The following is a 14911-nucleotide window of genomic DNA, read 5'->3' as shown; positions in this document are numbered from 1 at the left end:
GATGGCAGAAGACAAGACGGACGAGACGCTGCGCGCGCCCGCCGAGGTGAAGTACGCGGAGGAGCTCGAGTGGCTGGAGTCGGTCGACACCGACCCGAAGCCGTTCTCGTGGCGGCTCAGCCCGCGCATGGTGCGGCTGTTCGTGCTGGGCTCGCAGCGGTCCGACGGGCTCGACCGGGAGATCCCGCAGAAGTGGTTCGGCGACCGCAGCTTCGTCGAACGCAGCATCGTCACGCTGGCGTCCGACCGCGGGCTGCTGCTGATCGGCGACCCAGGCACGGGCAAGAGCTGGCTCGCGGAGCTGCTCTCCGCGGCGATCAGCCGCAACTCGACGCTGGTCGTGCAGGGCACCGCCGGCACCACCGAGGACCACATCAAGTACTCCTGGAACATCTCGATGGTGATCGCGAAGGGCCAGTCGCGGAAGTCGATGATCCCCTCGCCGATCATGACGGCGATGGAGCGCGGCGTGATCGGGCGGGTCGAGGAGCTCACCCGCTCCACCAGCGACGTCCAGGACGCGCTGATCTCGATCCTCTCGGAGAAGTACGTCTCGATCCCCGAGCTGGAGACCGACAACATCGTCTTCGCCAAGCCCGGCTTCTCGATCATCGCGACGGCGAACAGCCGCGACCGCGGTGTGAACGACCTGTCCTCGGCGCTGAAGCGGCGCTTCAACTTCGTCCGCATCCCGGTGGTCACCAACCGGACGAGCGAGGCCGAGATCGTGCGGTTCCGCACCACCGAGCTGCTGCGCCGCCACCGGATCGAGCTGGAGGTGCCGCCGTCGCTGCTCGACATCCTGCTGCAGAGCTTCGCCGACCTCCGCGCCGCCGCGGCCGCCGCCAACAGCGACGACGAGAAGCTCGAGTCGGCGCTGTCGACCGCTGAGCAGATCGGTGTGCTGGAGGACGCCGTGCTGCACAGCACGTTCTTCGGCGACCGCACGCTGCGGGCCGAGACGCTCGGCAGCGCGCTGGTCGGGTCGCTCGCCCGGCGCACGCCGGAGGACCTCGCGATCCTCAACAAGTACTGGCACGGCGTGATCGAGCCGCGCAGCAGGAAGGAAGCGGGGGAATGGCCGGGCTTCCTCGAAGGCGGCCGGAACGCGATCTCCACCCTCTCGTGAACAGCCCTCTGATTCGGGAGCGGTCGAGCACCTTCGACGCGTTGCGCGAGCAGCTGCTCGACGCTGCGGCCGTCTTCGCCGGCGGCGACGGGTTGCCCGCGATGCTCGCCGGCATGGTCGACGACGTCGACCGCGCGCTCGGCGAGCCGCTGGAGATCTTCCCGGTGTGCCACCACTCCCCCGCGTCGGCGCTGGCGATGACTCGGCGGCTGCAGGAGAAGCAGCCCCAGGTGATCTACCTGGAGCTCTGCGAGGACATGCGCCCGCTGCTCGACGAGCTGCGCAACTGCCGGCTCCCGGTGGCGTTGCAGGCCTTCGCCTCGCAGCTCGACGGCTTCCCCGAGGGCGCCGGCCCGCTGAGCGTCATCGCGCCGATCACCGAGGCGTCGGCCGAGTACCAGGCGATCGCCTACGCGCTCGACACGCCCGGGGTCGAGCTGGTGCTGGTCGACCGACCGTGCGACCACGTGTTCAGCGGTGAACGACACGACGAGCCCACGAGCGATCCGGCCGAGGAACCCGAGAAGCTCCACGGTGACGCCGTCGGCGTCGAGATCGGCGAGCTGCGCCCGCGCTTCGCGGAGCTCGAGGAGCACCTGCTGCACCACGGCAAGGTCCGGCACTGGTCGGAGTGGTGGGACCAGTACGTCGAGCAACCGCTCAGCGGGGCCGACCACGACACGTACCGGCAGGTCATGGCGTTGATTGGGAGCCTGTTCCGTCGTTTGCGGCAGGACGGCGACCGGCTCGCGGGCGACGAGGAGCGCGAGCGGCACATGTGGACGCGCATCCGGGAGCACCTCGCCACGAGCGGGGTCGATCCCGGGCGGTGCATCCACGTCTGCGGAGCGTTCCATGCGGTGAGCCGCGTGGAGGAGTTCGGCCTCGCCGGCACCGACGCGTACGCCATCGCCCCGCGCACGGCGACGGCATGGCTGTACGGGCTGATCCCGTCGAGCCACTCCGCGATCGAGGCGCAGTTCGGGCTCGCGCCCGGTTCGGTGTCGATCGCCGCCGCGGGCTGGGCGAAGGCGACCGGACGCGGCGGGGTCCGGCCCTACCAGCTCGAAGGTCAGAAGGGCACCCGCAAGTCGTCGCGGAAGCCCGCGGGGGTCCGCCCCGCTACCGGCACGGCACCGGTGACGGATCGGCTCACCGGCTTCCTCGGCCGGCCGCCGGAGCTGGACGACGTCGACGAGGACGAGCTCCGCGGCTGGTGCATCGACATCGTCCGGCTCGCCCGCCGCAACGGCTACCTCGCCAGCACCGCAGACGCGATCGCGGTGTTCGAGACGTCGATCCTGCTGGCCCGCATGCGCAACCGGGCGCGGCCGACGCCGTACGACTTCCAGGACGCGGCGGTCACCTGCATCGAGAAGGACACCGTCCCGGGCAGGCGCGACGTCGCCCAGCTGTGCACGATCATGCTGGGCGGCGACCGGGTCGGGCAGGTCGGTTACGAGTCGCTGCCGCCGCTGGCCCGCGACGTGCAGGACCGCCTCACGCCGCTGGGCATCGACCTCGAGAAGCGCACCCAGCAGCGGGTGCTGCTCGACCTGCGGGCGCATCCCGAGCTGCAACCCTGCTCCGACCTGCTGTGGCGGCTGCGCCACCTGCTGCCCGAGGGCGTGGTGCGGCCGATCATGGGGACGCGCGGGCTCGGCGAGCGGGCGATCCAGGAGAGCTGGGACGTCGCGCTCGGCCGCCACCAGCGCGCGATCATCGAGCTCGGCTACGAGGGAGTGACCGTCGAGCACGTGCTGGAGCAGCGGCTGCGGCGGGTCGTGACCGACCCGCGGGCCACCGCGGGCAGCGCGCTCGCGGCCGTCGAGGACGCCGTGCGCCTGCTCGGCGGCCACCGGTTCGCCGACGAGCTGGGGCACCGCGCCGTCGAGCTGCTCACCACCGAGCGGAGCGTCGACGACGCGCCAGAGGTGCTGCGCCGGATGCGGCGACTGCTCGCGTACTACCGGACGAACCGGCCCGGGCTGCCGGCGTGGTGCGAGCAGTTCGTCACCACCGGGTACGCGCACTACTGCACGCTGCTGCCCACGGCGTGCGTCGCCGAGGAGAGCGGGGTGCGCGAGGTCGGCGCGATGCTCGGCTTCCTGTTCACGCTCGAAGGCCTCGCGCTCTCGCTCGGCTGCGACCGCGCCCAGCTGGAGCTGTCGGTCGCGCAGTCGCACCCCGAGGAGCCGGCGAAGATCGCGTTGCTGTGGGCGGCGCGCCTGCAGCTGGGCATGCTGACCCGCGACGAGCTGCGCGCACGCTGCGCCGACCTGCTGGCCAACCCGCTGGTCGTGCCGGCATTCCCGCTGTACCTGAGCGGGTTCGTCCAGGCGCTCGATCCGGTGCCGGCGCTCGCGCCGTTCGTCGTGGAGGTGCTCTCGACGGCGTTCGCGCGGCTGCCCGACAGCGTCCTGCTGCCATGGCTGCCCACGCTGCTCACCACGCTGCGGACGCACGCCGCGGAGCTCGTACCGGTGCTGGTCAGGGAGGCAGCACGGACGTTCCCCGCGGACCTGGCCGCGCTCGACGCGTGGGTGCCGCCGTGGGAGCGGCCGGCCGCCGCTGTCCCGACTGCGACGGTCCCGGCGGCCGCGCCCGTCACTGGCCCGGTCGGCGAGCTCCTGGCGCGGCACCGGGAACCGACCGACGCCGTCGCGGCGCTGCTCGGCATCGACGGCATGTGGGCCAGCAGCCACTCCGCGACCGCCGGCCCTGCGGCGAACGCGGTGCCCGAGCTGCTGGCTGCGCACCCGGCAACCACCGCGGCCGTCGCGGCACTGCTCGACCCAGGGTGACCACCAACTTCCCCACCGTTTTGGGCACTTGCGCGCCGTTTCGGCGCGCATCCACCCAAAACGGTGGGGAAGTTCGGGGTCGTGCGCCTTAGGGGGCGAGCAGCAGCAGGGTCGGGAGTGCGACGAGGGCCACGGCCGCGGCGCGGACCAGCACCTTCAGCCCGAGGGGCAGTGGCGGGGGCGGCTCGACGATCCGGTGCAGGCGCCGGTCGAGCGCGGCGGTGAACGAACTCAGCGCGGCCGCGGGCGCCGCACCGCCCATGGAACGCAGGGCGCCGGTCAGCTCGGCAGGCGCGACCCTGGCCGCGGCGACGTCGTCGGCCCGCATCTCGATCAGCGCGGCCACCGCGACCTGCGCGCACACCATGCCCTGCACGAACGGCGCGGTCGTGCCCCAGGCGACGAACGGGAGCACCACGAGGTCGTGCCGTTCGCGCAGGTGGGCCCGCTCGTGCGCGAGCACCGCGCGGACGGCCGGCGGGTCGAGCGCGTCGAGCACGCCGGCGGAGAGCACGAGCCGCGAGCGCATCCCCGGCAGGCAGTACGCCACCGGCACGGGGTGGTCGAGCACCCGCGCGCCGGGGGCCGCCGGCCACGGGGTGGCGAGCAGGTCGAGCAGGTCTCGGTGGCGGCGCCGGGCCCGCAAGGTGCGGAACGTGACCGCGGCCAGCACCCCGACCAGCCAGCCGGCCAGCAGCACTGCGGCGATCAGCGCCAGTGCGTGCGTCACCCCGAGCAGGCGGAGGTCGAACGGGTCCGCGAGCAGGGCCCGGACCGCGCTGGGCAGGGTCGGACCGAGCGGAGCGAGCCCGTAGACGATCCCGGCTCCGAGCAGCGCGAGACCGCCGGCAAGACCGACGGCCTGCCACACGAGCAGTGCTCCGACGGGGTCACGACTCGGCCAGCGGGCCGCCGCGAGACCTCTGCTCACCGGCTCGGCCAGCAGCACACCGAGCACGAGCAGACCGAGTGCGGTCAGCTCCATGGCAGCCGATCCTAGGCGGCGTCGTCGCGGCCGGTCCGCTCAGTCCAGCAGGTCACGCAGTTTGTCGCGCTCGTCCGGCGGTATGGAACCGAGGAAACGGGCGAGCGCGGCGCCGCGGTCGGGGGCGGCGTCGAGCGCGTCGCGCATCAGCTCGGCGACGTGGTCCTCACGGCTCGCGACCGAGCGGTAGCGGTGGGCCCTGCCCTCGCGCTCGCGGGTCACGAGGCCCTTGCGTTCAAGTCGTCCCAGCACCGTGAGGACGGTCGTCGTGGCGAGCTCACGACCTGCGAGTGCGTCCTGCACGTCGCGGGCGGTGAGTGGCTCGTCGGCCGTCCACAGGGTCTCCATCACTGCACGTTCCAGCTCACCCAGTGTTGCCACGATCCCATTCTACATGGAGTAGAACCCTTGGATCCAGTTCCGCGTGACGACTACATCACCTGAACTTCGTCGCCGACCTGGAGGTAGTTGAACCAGGCGACGGCGTCGTCGTGCGTCAGCTTCACGCACCCCTTGGAGTAGGTGTCCTGGCGGCCCTCGTGGAACGCCACTCCGCCGTCGGCGAAGAACACCGAGTACGGCATCTGCACCAACGACTCGCGGCTCGTGTACTCCTGCGCCTTCCACTGCACCGTGAAGGTGCCGAGCGGGGTCGGGTTCGCCTCATCGCCCTGCATGACCCTGACCGGGCCGCGCAGCACCTCACCGCGCTCGCCGAAGAGCCAGGCCAGGTCCTTGTCGAGGTCGACGCACGCGCGTGCGGTCGACGTGCACGGCGTGCCCTCCACCGGCACGCCCACAACCGGCCCGCCCTCACCGGCGGGCTCGGGCTCCTCGGCCGTGCCGATCCCGCTCATGACCACCCCGGCGATCGCGACCACAGCCGCCGCAACCGCCACCGTGCGCGCCGCGCGTGCACGAACCCCCATCGCCCGCTCCTTCGCCGTTCCCGCGACGCTCAACGAGGCGACCGACAAGGAGTTACGAGCTGTGATCAGGCAATCACACGAGGTTGCTATCGACCGGTGAAGACCGGGTCTCGGCGTTCGGTCCGGGCCGTCCGGCCTTCGACGAGGTCGGCGCTCGCCCAGCACGCCTCGAAGGCCGCGAGCAGCTCGGGATCGACGACGTGTCCAGTCCGGTCGGCGGCCATCTTGCTGTAGCGCAGGGTCAGCGGCGCGAACCCGGCGATCTCGGCGGCGAGCGCGAGCGCGGCGTCCCGATGGCCGATCCGGTCGGCGAGCCCACGCGCGAGCGCGAGGTCGGCGCCGATCCGGTCGCAGGCCAGCAGCAGCGCGCGGGCCGTGGCGCCGCCGGCCAGCTGGGCGATCCGCTCGACCGTCCACGGGTCGACGGCCAGCCCGATCCGCGCCGTCGGCACCGCGAACACCGCCTCGGGCGAGACGACACGCAGGTCGCACGCGATCGCCAGCTGCGTCCCGGCGCCGATCGCCGGCCCGTTGACGGCGGCCATCACCGGCACCGGCGCGGCAACCAGCGCGTCGAGCGCCGTCCGCAGGGCGTCGCGGAAGCCGTCGGAGTAGACCTCGTCGAGGTCGGCGCCGGAGCAGAAGCTCGTGCCGGCGCCCGTGACGACAACCGCACCCACGCCCGCCGCCAGCACCTCCTCGACCGCCGCAGCGAGGTCGCGGCAGTGCGCGACGTCGAGCGCGTTGCGCCGCTCGGGCCGCGCCAACTCGATGACGCCGACCCGCTCGGCGACGGACACGGTGATCACAAGCGACTCCTCAAGGCAAATGTCCCCACCGTTTTGCCAACCTGCACACCCAAAAGGGCGTGCAGGTTGGCAAAACGGTGGGGAAGTTCGGGGTTCATGTGCCCCAGGGGGACGTGGTGGGGCCGGCGCCGATGCGGTCGCACGCCTCGCGGGCCATCGGGGTGATCACCCCTGCGCCCTCGGCCCGCGCGCGCTCGACGATCAGCGCGAGCGCGTCGGCCTGCTGCGACGTCAGGCCCATGTGCTGGTAGTCGAAGCCCTGGTCGGGGGCACCGCGCAGCTGCTCCCCGGCCCAGTACTCCAGCTGGCCGATGCACACCGTCACCGGGTCGGGCGGCGGCGGGAACTGGGGAGCCGGCGGCGCAGCCGGCGCCGGTCCGGCGCATGCCACGACGAGGAACGCCCCTGCTGCGGCCACAGCGAGTCGTCCTGCGCGGCTCGGCGAGGCAGGTGTCACCGGGCGAGTCTCGCACGGGCATACGCTGCGTCTGCACAACTCGACCTTGGGCGCGGAGGAGAGACACGGTGTCGGAACCCGGACTGCGGATGGGCACCCCCGCTGGGCGGTGGGTGCTGTTCACGACCGTGCTCGGCTCGGGCCTCGTGATGATCGACGGCACGGTCGTCAACGTCGCGCTCGACCGGATCGGCGCCGAGTTCGGCGCCGGGTTCGCCGGGCTGCAGTGGACCGTCAACGCCTACACGCTCACCCTCGCCGCGCTGATCCTGCTGGGCGGCTCGCTCGGCGACCACATCGGCCGCCGGCGGGTGTTCCTGATCGGCGTCGTGTGGTTCGCGCTGGCCTCGCTCATGTGCGGGCTCGCCCCGGACGTCGGCTGGCTGATCGCCGCCCGCGCGCTGCAGGGCGTCGGCGGCGCGCTGCTCACGCCGGGCAGCCTCGCGCTGATCTCGGCGTCGTTCCACGGGCCCGACCGGGCCGCGGCGATCGGCGCGTGGTCGGGCCTGGGCGGCATCGCCGGCGCGATCGGCCCGTTCCTCGGCGGCTGGCTCGTCGAGTGGAGCTGGCGGGCGGTATTCCTGATCAACCTGCCGATCGCGGCGCTGATCGTCGTCGTCGCGCTGAAGCACGTGCCGGAGAGTCGCGACACCGAGTCGGCGAGCGGGCTGGACGTCGCCGGGACGGTGCTGGCGACGATCGGCCTCGGCGGGCTCACCTACGGCCTCACCGGGCTCGGGGCGCACGGGCCGTCGCTCGACGCCGTGGTGACGCTCGTGGTCGGCGTCGCGGCGCTGGCGGTGTTCGTGCTGGTGGAGCGCCGGTCGTCGCACCCGCTGGTGCCGCCTGCGCTGTTCACCGACCGCGTCTTCACCGCGGCGAACATCGCGACACTCCTGATCTACGGCGCGATGGGTGTCGTGTTCCTGCTGCTGGTGTTGCAGCTGCAGACGGTCTCCGGGTTCAGCCCGCTCGCCGCCGGCACCTCACTGCTGCCGATCACCGTGATCATGCTGCTGTTCTCGGCGCGGGCCGGCGCGCTCGCCGCACGGATCGGGCCGCGGATCCCGATGACGGTCGGCCCGCTGGTCAGCGCCGCGGGCCTGCTGCTGTTCCTGCGGGTCGGGCCCGACGCGACGTGGCTCGCGCACGTCCTGCCCGGCGTCCTCGTGTTCGGTGCGGGGCTCGCACTCACCGTCGCGCCGCTCACCGCGACCGTCCTCGACGCCGCGCCCGACCGCTTCGCCGGCTCGGCGTCCGGCGTGAACAACGCCGTGGCGCGGGCAGCGGGCCTGCTCGCGGTTGCGGTCATCCCGGGGCTCGCCGGCATCTCGGGCGCCGATTACACCGACCCCGCCGCGTTCACCAACGGCTTCCGCATGGCTCTGATGATCGGCGCGGGCCTGCTCGTCGCCGCGGCGATCGTCTCGTTCGCGCTGGTCCGCCGCCCGGCGGTGACGACGCCGGACCGCGACCGCGTCAAGATCGAGGAGTGCCTGCACTGCGGCGTCAACGGCCCGCAGGTGCACCCGGCGGACGCGCGACCCTGACCCCTTCAGCTCGCCGCCGGGCCCACCCGAAGGTCGCGACTTGCGTGCGTCCCGCACGTTTGGGCAGGAAAGCCACTTTCCGGCCCTCACAGGGCAGGAAAGTGGCTTTCCTGCCCTCCCCAGCCGGCGGGCGCGTCTGGCTCTAGCCCGCCGCCGCCCGCCGCACCGGCGCGCCGACGGCGAGGTCGGCCAGCACCCGGCCGAGCGCCGGGACGAACGAGAAGCCGTGGGTGGACGACCCGACCCCGACCACCACGGGTCCGGAGCGTTGCGTGAGGAACGGCCCGTCGACCGCAGTGGTGTACGCGCTGCTCACCGGCGTCGGGTGGGTCGGGTCGGCGCCGGGCAACCAGTCCTGCACGTAGCGCTGCAGCTCGACGAGATCAGCGCCGTCCGGCCCGTCGACGCCCGCTCGCACCCCCTCCGGCGCGGCCAACCCGGCGATCGGCGCCGCGCCCTCGCGGTGGTGCACGAACGCGGGCCACTGGACGGGACAGCCCCCGCACGGCGTCGCACCTAGCACCGGGAACACCGCGAGCTCGTCGCGCACCACCTGCAGCTGCGGCAGGTCGACGGTGCCGCCGACCAGCTCCGCGGTCCACGCGCCCGCCGCGATCACGACCTTGCGGGCGCGCACGACGTCCTGGTCGGTGACCACGTCGACCGCGTCGGGGCCCTGCACGACGATGTCGGTGACCCGGGTCCGGTGGCGGACCAGCGCCCCCTCGCCCACGGCCGCCGCGGTGAGCGCGGCGACGGCGTGGTCGGCGTTGATGCGGCCCGTGCGGTCGGGTTGGTGCAGCACCCGGCCCTGGAACCGCATGCCCGGCCAGCGCTCCTCCGCGTCGCGCGCGGTGAGCCACTCGTGCCGCAACCCGCGGGCGGCGAGCGCACCGGCCCGCGCCGCGACGACGTCGGGATCGCCGTGATCGACCCCGCCGGTGAGGTGCAGCAGGTCGGCACCGGTCGCGGACTCCAGGTCGCGCCAGAGCGCGAACGACTCGTCCGCCAGCGCTGCCACGGCCGGGTCGGCGCTACCCGGACGGTACGTGCGGGCCTTCCCGTGGGACGCACCGCGGGTGTGGCCCGGCGCGAACCGCTCCACCAGCAGCACCTCCACCCCGCGGGCGGCCAGCTGCCACGCGGCGGCGGCGCCCACCGCGCCACCGCCGACCACAACGACATCGGTCATCCACCGCGGACGCTGCGCGAGCGGCAACCGCCGCGAGACAGGACGGCGACGGTGTACAGGGCGCTGCAGGCGGGCCATCGGATCCTCCGGTCGGGGACTCGCTCGATCACCGCGGACGCGGGTCGGGTGCTCGCGTGCGCGAGCCGGAGCGGGTCAGCGACAGAGGGCGGTGCAGGTGCGGCAGAGGTCGACGTGCCGGCGCTTGGACGTGGTGGTCCGCAGCATCCCGGTGGCCTCCACGTCGTCGACGCTACGTGGCCACCGGGATGGGTTGTCAATACCGGATCAGCCCGCACCGGGTTTCAGTCGAAGATCTCCGGCTCGGCCTTGCTGATGCGCTCCCAGATCGGCTGGAACTGGAACCACCCGGCGAACTCGTAGCCGACCTGGCCGCGGGTCAGCTCAGCCTCCTCGTGCGAGATCTGCCGCGGCGGCCGCCCGATGCCAGCGGCCGCGGCGTACGCGGTGAGCTGGCACTGCGCCGTGCGTTCCAGCGTGAGGAACCACCAGGCCGCGCTGTCGACGCTGCCGCCTACCGTCAGCATGCCGTGGTTGCGCAGGATCACCGCCCTGTGCGGGCCGAGCGCCACCCCGATCCGGCGCCCCTCCTCGCGGTCGAGCACCACCCCGGTGAACGTGTCGTGCACCCCGAAGTCCTGGTAGAACGCGCAGGAGTCCTGCGTGAGCGGCTCGATCCCGACCTCGAGCGACGAGAGCGTCTTACCGGCGGGGCCGTGGGCATGCGCGGCGGCCACGACGTCGGGCCGAGCGGCGTGCACGGCGCAGTGGATCGCGACCGCCGCCCCGTTGACGGCGCGGTCGCCCTCGACGACCTGCCCGTCCTCGTCGACGCGCACCAGGTCGCTGCTGCGGATCATGCTGAAGTGCATCCCGAAGGGGTTCACCCAGAACGTCTCGGGCGCCTCCGGGTCGCGCACGGTGATGTGCCCGGCAACACCCTCGTCCAGACCCGCCTTGCTGAACATCCGGAACGCAGCGGCGAGCTTCGCCTTCCGGTGCGCCCGCTCCTGCGCCGGGCTCTCGAAGACCGGCGGGCTCGCCATGTACAGCTGCTTGCCGTCGGCGTCCGTCAGCGCGGCCGAGGTCGGAGTGGCAGCAGGGGTGTCCTGGATCGGGGTGGCTGTCACGCGTGACTCCTCTGTCGGGTGACCGGCTCTCGGACGTCTCAGTGTGCACTTTCGCCGGCGTGTGATCGAGGATCGTGGGGATGGCCGCACACGGGTGGACGCGCTGGCTGGACCCGTAGCCGAACTTCCCCACCGTTTTGGGCACTTGCGCGCCGTGGGAGCGCGCATCCACCCAAAACGATGGGGAAGTTGGGCCACCACGGCTCGACGACCGGTAGAAGGTCCCCACCGTTTTGCCTATCTGCACGCCGTTTCGGGTGTGCAGGTTGGCAAAACGGTGGGGAAGTTCCCCATCGTTTTGGGTAGTTGCGCGCCGTGCGGGCGCGCATCCACCCAAAACGGTGGGGAAGTTGTCGGTCAGCGGCGGTCGCGGGCGGCGGCGAGCCGGGCTCGGACCTGCTTGCGGACGGCCGCGCCGCCGTCGTCGCTCGTCCCGGAGCCGGCGTCAGCGCCGTCGAGGATCCCGAGCGCGTCGTCGATGGCGGCGCGCAGCACCTCGCACTCGGTACCGCGGTCGGCGAGCTTCGTGTGCATGGTCCACAGGTCGACGAACACCGCGACCTTGGAGCGCAGCACCCACGGGTCGAACGGCTTGGTGATGTAGTCGACCGCGCCGGCCTGGTAGCCGCGGAAGGCGAGGTGCGGGTCGTAGTCGACGGCGGTGAGGAACAGGATCGGGATGTGCCGGGTGCGTTCCCGCTGCTTGACGTGCCCGGCGGTCTCGAAGCCGTCCATGCCGGGCATGTGCGCGTCGAGCAGGATCACCGCGTAGTCCTCGACGAGCAGCCGCTTGAGGGCATCCTCGCCGCTGGTCACCGACACGATCTCGATCGGGAGACCCTCCAGGATCGCCTGCAGCGCGAGCAGGTTCTCCCTCCGGTCGTCGACGGCGAGCACGCGCGCCGTCGCCCGGCCTGCTGTCGAACGCCCGTCCGCCATAGGTCCTTCCGAAGTAAGTGCTGCCGTGGTCGGTGTTGCGGTCATGCGCGGCCCGACGACCGCGACAATGGGCCGCTGCCGTTGGCGCCGACCGCCCGCGCCGGCACGACCCACGACGCCATGAGGGTCAGCAGCTCGTCCAGGTCGACGGGTTTGGTGATGTAGTCGGTCGCCCCGGCGGCCAGGCTCGACTCCCGGTCACCGGGCATCGCCTTGGCCGTCAGGAACACCACCGGCAGGTCCTTGCCCTGCGGGAGGGCCCTGATCCGCCGGGTCGTCTCGTTGCCGTCGAGGTCGGGCATCATCGCGTCCATCAGCACGATGTCGATCTCCGGATGCTGGGTGAGCATCCGGATCCCGTCGGTGCCGTTGTCCGCGTAGAGCACGGTGAGCCCGTGCAGCTCCAGCGCGCTGGTCAGCGCGAACACGTTGCGCACGTCGTCGTCGACGATCAGGACGGTGGCTCCGGAGAGCTCCGGCGTCGCCTTCACCCCCGCGGGCCCGCCCGGCGCCGCGCGCAGGATCGGGTTGTTCCCCCGGGTGGGACGGATGGGCTCGGGGGCGGGCGGTTCCGGCTCGCGCGGCGGCAAAATGCGACCTGCCGGCGCGTTCGCGGCCGAGAGCTCGTCGGGCAGCAGCAGGGTGAACACCGAGCCCTCCCCCACCACGGACTGAACCTCGATCTTGCCGCCGAGCATCCGCGCGAGGTTCTTCGAGATCGAGAGGCCCAGCCCGGTGCCGCCGTACTTGCGGCTCGTCGTGCCGTCGGCCTGCTGGAACGCCTCGAAGATCATCTCCAGCTTGCCGGCGGGGATCCCGATCCCGGTGTCGCGCACCGCGAACGACACGACGGACTCGGCGGAGTCGAGCGCCGGCACGCCGTGCAGCGTCCCGGCCGGCACCTTCGAGAGCGTCATCGTGACGCCGCCGGTGTCGGTGAACTTCATCGCGTTGGCCAGCAGGTTGCGCAGGATCTGCTGCAGCCGCTGCACGTCGGTCGTGATCACCGGCGGCAGGTCGTCGGACGCCTCCACCCGCAGCTCCAGGCCCTTGACCTCGGCCTGCGGCCCGAATGCCTGCTCGATGTCGACGCGGACCTCGGTGAGGTCGACCGGTGTGACATCGACGTCGACGCGGCCCGCCTCGATCTTGGAGAGGTCGAGGATGTCGTCGATCAGGCGCAGCAGGTCGGAGCCGGCGCCGTGGATCGTGCTGGCGAACTCGATCTGCTTGGACGAGAGGTTCTCGTCGGGGTTGTCCGCGAGCAGCCGTGAGAGCAGCAGCAACGAGTTGAGCGGGGTGCGCAGCTCGTGGCTCATGTTGGCCAGGAACTCCGACTTGTACTGGTTGGCCAGCGCGAGCTGCTGCGCCTTCTCCTCGACGCCGCGCCGCGCCGCGTCGATCTCCATGTTCTTGATCTCGACGTTGCGGTTCTGCTCGGAGAGCTGCTCGGCCTTCTCCTCCAGCTCGGCGTTGGTTCGCTGCAGCTCGGCCGACTGGTCCTGCATCTCCGTCGCGAGCGCCTGCGACTGGGCCAGCAGCACCTCTGTGCGCCGGTTCGCCTGAATCGTCGTGATCGCGATACCGATCGTCGCGACCAGCCGCTCCAGGAACGTCAGGTGCAGCGACGAGAAGGGCGACACCGACGCGAACTCGATCACGCCGAGACACTCGCCCTCGAACTGCACCGGCAGCACGACCAGCGCGCGCGGGTCGACGGCGCCGACGCCCGACTGCAACGGGAGGTATCCCGGCGGCAGGTTCTCGACCAGCATCATCTGCCTGCTCGCGGCGGCCTGCCCGACCAGGCCCTCACCCAGCCCGAACGAACGCGGCGGCTCGCCGATGCTCGCCGCGTAGGCGCCGCACATCACCCAGCGCTGGTTCGCCGCACTCGCCACACCTGTCACGTGGTCGTCCGAGTCGCCCAGGAAGAACGCGCCGACCTGCGCGTTCACCAGTGGCGCGACCTCGATCATGATCATTCGGCAGACCTCGCCGAGATCACGCTGACCCTGCAGCAGCTCACCCATGCGGGCGAGGTTGGAGTCGAGCCAGTTCTGCTTCGCGTTCTCGGCGGTGGTCTCGCGGAGGTTCACGATCATCTGGTTGATCGTGTCCTTCAGGTCGGCGATCTCGCCGCGCGCCTCGACCGTGATCCGCTGGGTGAGGTCGCCGGACGCCACCGCCGTGGACACCGCCGAGATCGCGCGCAGCTGCGTGGTGAGGGTGGACGCCAGCTGGTTGACGCTCTCGGTGAGGTCGCGCCAGGTGCCGGAGGCGCCGCGGACCTGCGCGAGCACGGCGAGCCGGCCCTCGGTGCCGACCTCACGCGCCACCCGCGTGACCTCTTCGGCGAACGACGAGAGCTGGTCGACCATCGTGTTCACCGTCGACTTGAGCTCCAGGATCTCGCCCCGAGCATCAACGGTGATCTTCTGCGACAGATCGCCCTTCGCCACAGCGGTCGTGACCTGGGCGAAGTTGCGGACCTGCCCGGTCAGGTTGCCGGCCAGCTGGTTCACGTTCTCCGTGAGATCGCGCCACGTCCCGGCGACGCCCTTCACCTCCGCCTGGCCACCCAGCTTGCCCTCGATGCCGACCTCGCGCGCCACGCGCGTGACCTCGTCGGCGAACGACGAGAGCTGGTCGACCATCGTGTTCACCGTCGACTTGAGCTCCAGGATCTCGCCCCGAGCATCAACGGTGATCTTCTGCGACAGGTCGCCCTTCGCCACAGCGGTCGTGACCTGGGCGATGTTGCGGACCTGGTCGGTCAGGTTGCCGGCCAGCTGGTTCACGTTCTCCGTGAGGTCGCGCCAGGTGCCCGCGACGCCCTTCACCTGGGCCTGGCCGCCCAGCTTGCCTTCCGTGCCGACCTCGCGCGCGACGCGCGTGACCTCGTCGGCGAACGACGAGAGCTGGTCGACCATCGTGTTCACCGTCGACTTGAGCTCCAGGATCTCGCC

At 71.9% G+C, this 14911-nt stretch carries 13 protein-coding genes; 3 read left to right on the top strand and 10 right to left on the bottom strand.

What is annotated here, in order from left to right:
- Nucleotide 1 precedes the first annotated feature (1 nt).
- Both LL648_RS19945 and LL648_RS19940 read left to right on the top strand, forming a co-directional pair.
- The gene (locus LL648_RS19945; protein ID WP_232664128.1) at nucleotides 2-1129 is read left to right on the top strand and encodes an ATP-binding protein; all 1128 of its coding nucleotides are present in this window, start codon (nucleotides 2-4) and stop codon (nucleotides 1127-1129) included.
- On the top strand, nucleotides 1126-3933 hold the full coding sequence (locus LL648_RS19940) for a DUF5682 family protein (RefSeq protein ID WP_232664127.1): 2808 nt from the start codon (nucleotides 1126-1128) through the stop codon (nucleotides 3931-3933). The genes LL648_RS19945 and LL648_RS19940 overlap by 4 nt, the downstream gene beginning before the upstream one ends.
- 88 nt (nucleotides 3934-4021) lie before the next feature.
- Here LL648_RS19940 and LL648_RS19935 read toward each other — a convergent pair whose 3' ends face one another.
- From LL648_RS19935 to LL648_RS19915, 5 genes are all read right to left on the bottom strand, one after another.
- Entirely contained in the window at nucleotides 4022-4918 is an 897-nt protein-coding gene (locus tag LL648_RS19935) for a M56 family metallopeptidase (protein ID WP_232664126.1), read from the bottom strand.
- 39 nt (nucleotides 4919-4957) lie between these two features.
- Nucleotides 4958-5299 (bottom strand): BlaI/MecI/CopY family transcriptional regulator, encoded by a 342-nt coding sequence (locus LL648_RS19930; protein ID WP_232664125.1) that lies wholly within the window; start codon nucleotides 5297-5299, stop codon nucleotides 4958-4960.
- 50 nt (nucleotides 5300-5349) lie between these two features.
- The gene (locus tag LL648_RS19925; protein WP_232664124.1) at nucleotides 5350-5847 is read right to left on the bottom strand and encodes a L,D-transpeptidase; all 498 of its coding nucleotides are present in this window, start codon (nucleotides 5845-5847) and stop codon (nucleotides 5350-5352) included.
- 86 nt (nucleotides 5848-5933) lie between these two features.
- A complete protein-coding gene (locus tag LL648_RS19920; protein WP_232664123.1) occupies nucleotides 5934-6656 on the bottom strand; it encodes an enoyl-CoA hydratase in 723 nt (240 codons plus the stop codon).
- A 94-nt stretch (nucleotides 6657-6750) separates the two neighbouring features.
- The gene (locus tag LL648_RS19915) at nucleotides 6751-7074 is read right to left on the bottom strand and encodes a hypothetical protein (protein WP_232664122.1); all 324 of its coding nucleotides are present in this window, start codon (nucleotides 7072-7074) and stop codon (nucleotides 6751-6753) included.
- 128 nt (nucleotides 7075-7202) lie between these two features.
- Here LL648_RS19915 and LL648_RS19910 point away from each other — a divergent pair, with 128 nt between their 5' ends.
- Nucleotides 7203-8663, top strand: a complete 1461-nt coding sequence (locus LL648_RS19910; RefSeq protein WP_232664179.1) for an MFS transporter — start codon at nucleotides 7203-7205, stop codon at nucleotides 8661-8663.
- Between the two features lie 142 nt (nucleotides 8664-8805).
- Here the strand turns inward: LL648_RS19910 and LL648_RS19905 are convergent, their stop codons facing one another.
- From LL648_RS19905 to LL648_RS19890, 5 genes are all read right to left on the bottom strand, one after another.
- Complete coding sequence (locus LL648_RS19905) at nucleotides 8806-9855, bottom strand: FAD-dependent oxidoreductase (protein ID WP_232664121.1); 1050 nt, start codon at nucleotides 9853-9855, stop codon at nucleotides 8806-8808.
- Nucleotides 9856-10008: 153 nt separating this feature from the next.
- The gene (locus tag LL648_RS45780; protein WP_374112082.1) at nucleotides 10009-10080 is read right to left on the bottom strand and encodes a putative leader peptide; all 72 of its coding nucleotides are present in this window, start codon (nucleotides 10078-10080) and stop codon (nucleotides 10009-10011) included.
- A gap of 77 nt (nucleotides 10081-10157) precedes the next feature.
- Entirely contained in the window at nucleotides 10158-11003 is an 846-nt protein-coding gene (locus LL648_RS19900) for a class II aldolase/adducin family protein (protein ID WP_232664120.1), read from the bottom strand.
- A gap of 357 nt (nucleotides 11004-11360) precedes the next feature.
- Nucleotides 11361-11942, bottom strand: a complete 582-nt coding sequence (locus tag LL648_RS19895; RefSeq protein ID WP_232664119.1) for a response regulator — start codon at nucleotides 11940-11942, stop codon at nucleotides 11361-11363.
- 41 nt (nucleotides 11943-11983) lie between these two features.
- Nucleotides 11984-14911 (bottom strand): HAMP domain-containing protein (locus tag LL648_RS19890; RefSeq protein ID WP_232664118.1); only part of this gene is annotated, 2928 nt, incomplete at its 5' end.

The sequence above is a fragment of the Pseudonocardia sp. TRM90224 genome (genome assembly GCF_021245725.1).
In the GTDB taxonomy this organism is placed as follows: Bacteria; Actinomycetota; Actinomycetes; order Mycobacteriales; family Pseudonocardiaceae; genus Pseudonocardia.
This window is presented reverse-complemented; position numbering and strand designations above follow the sequence as displayed.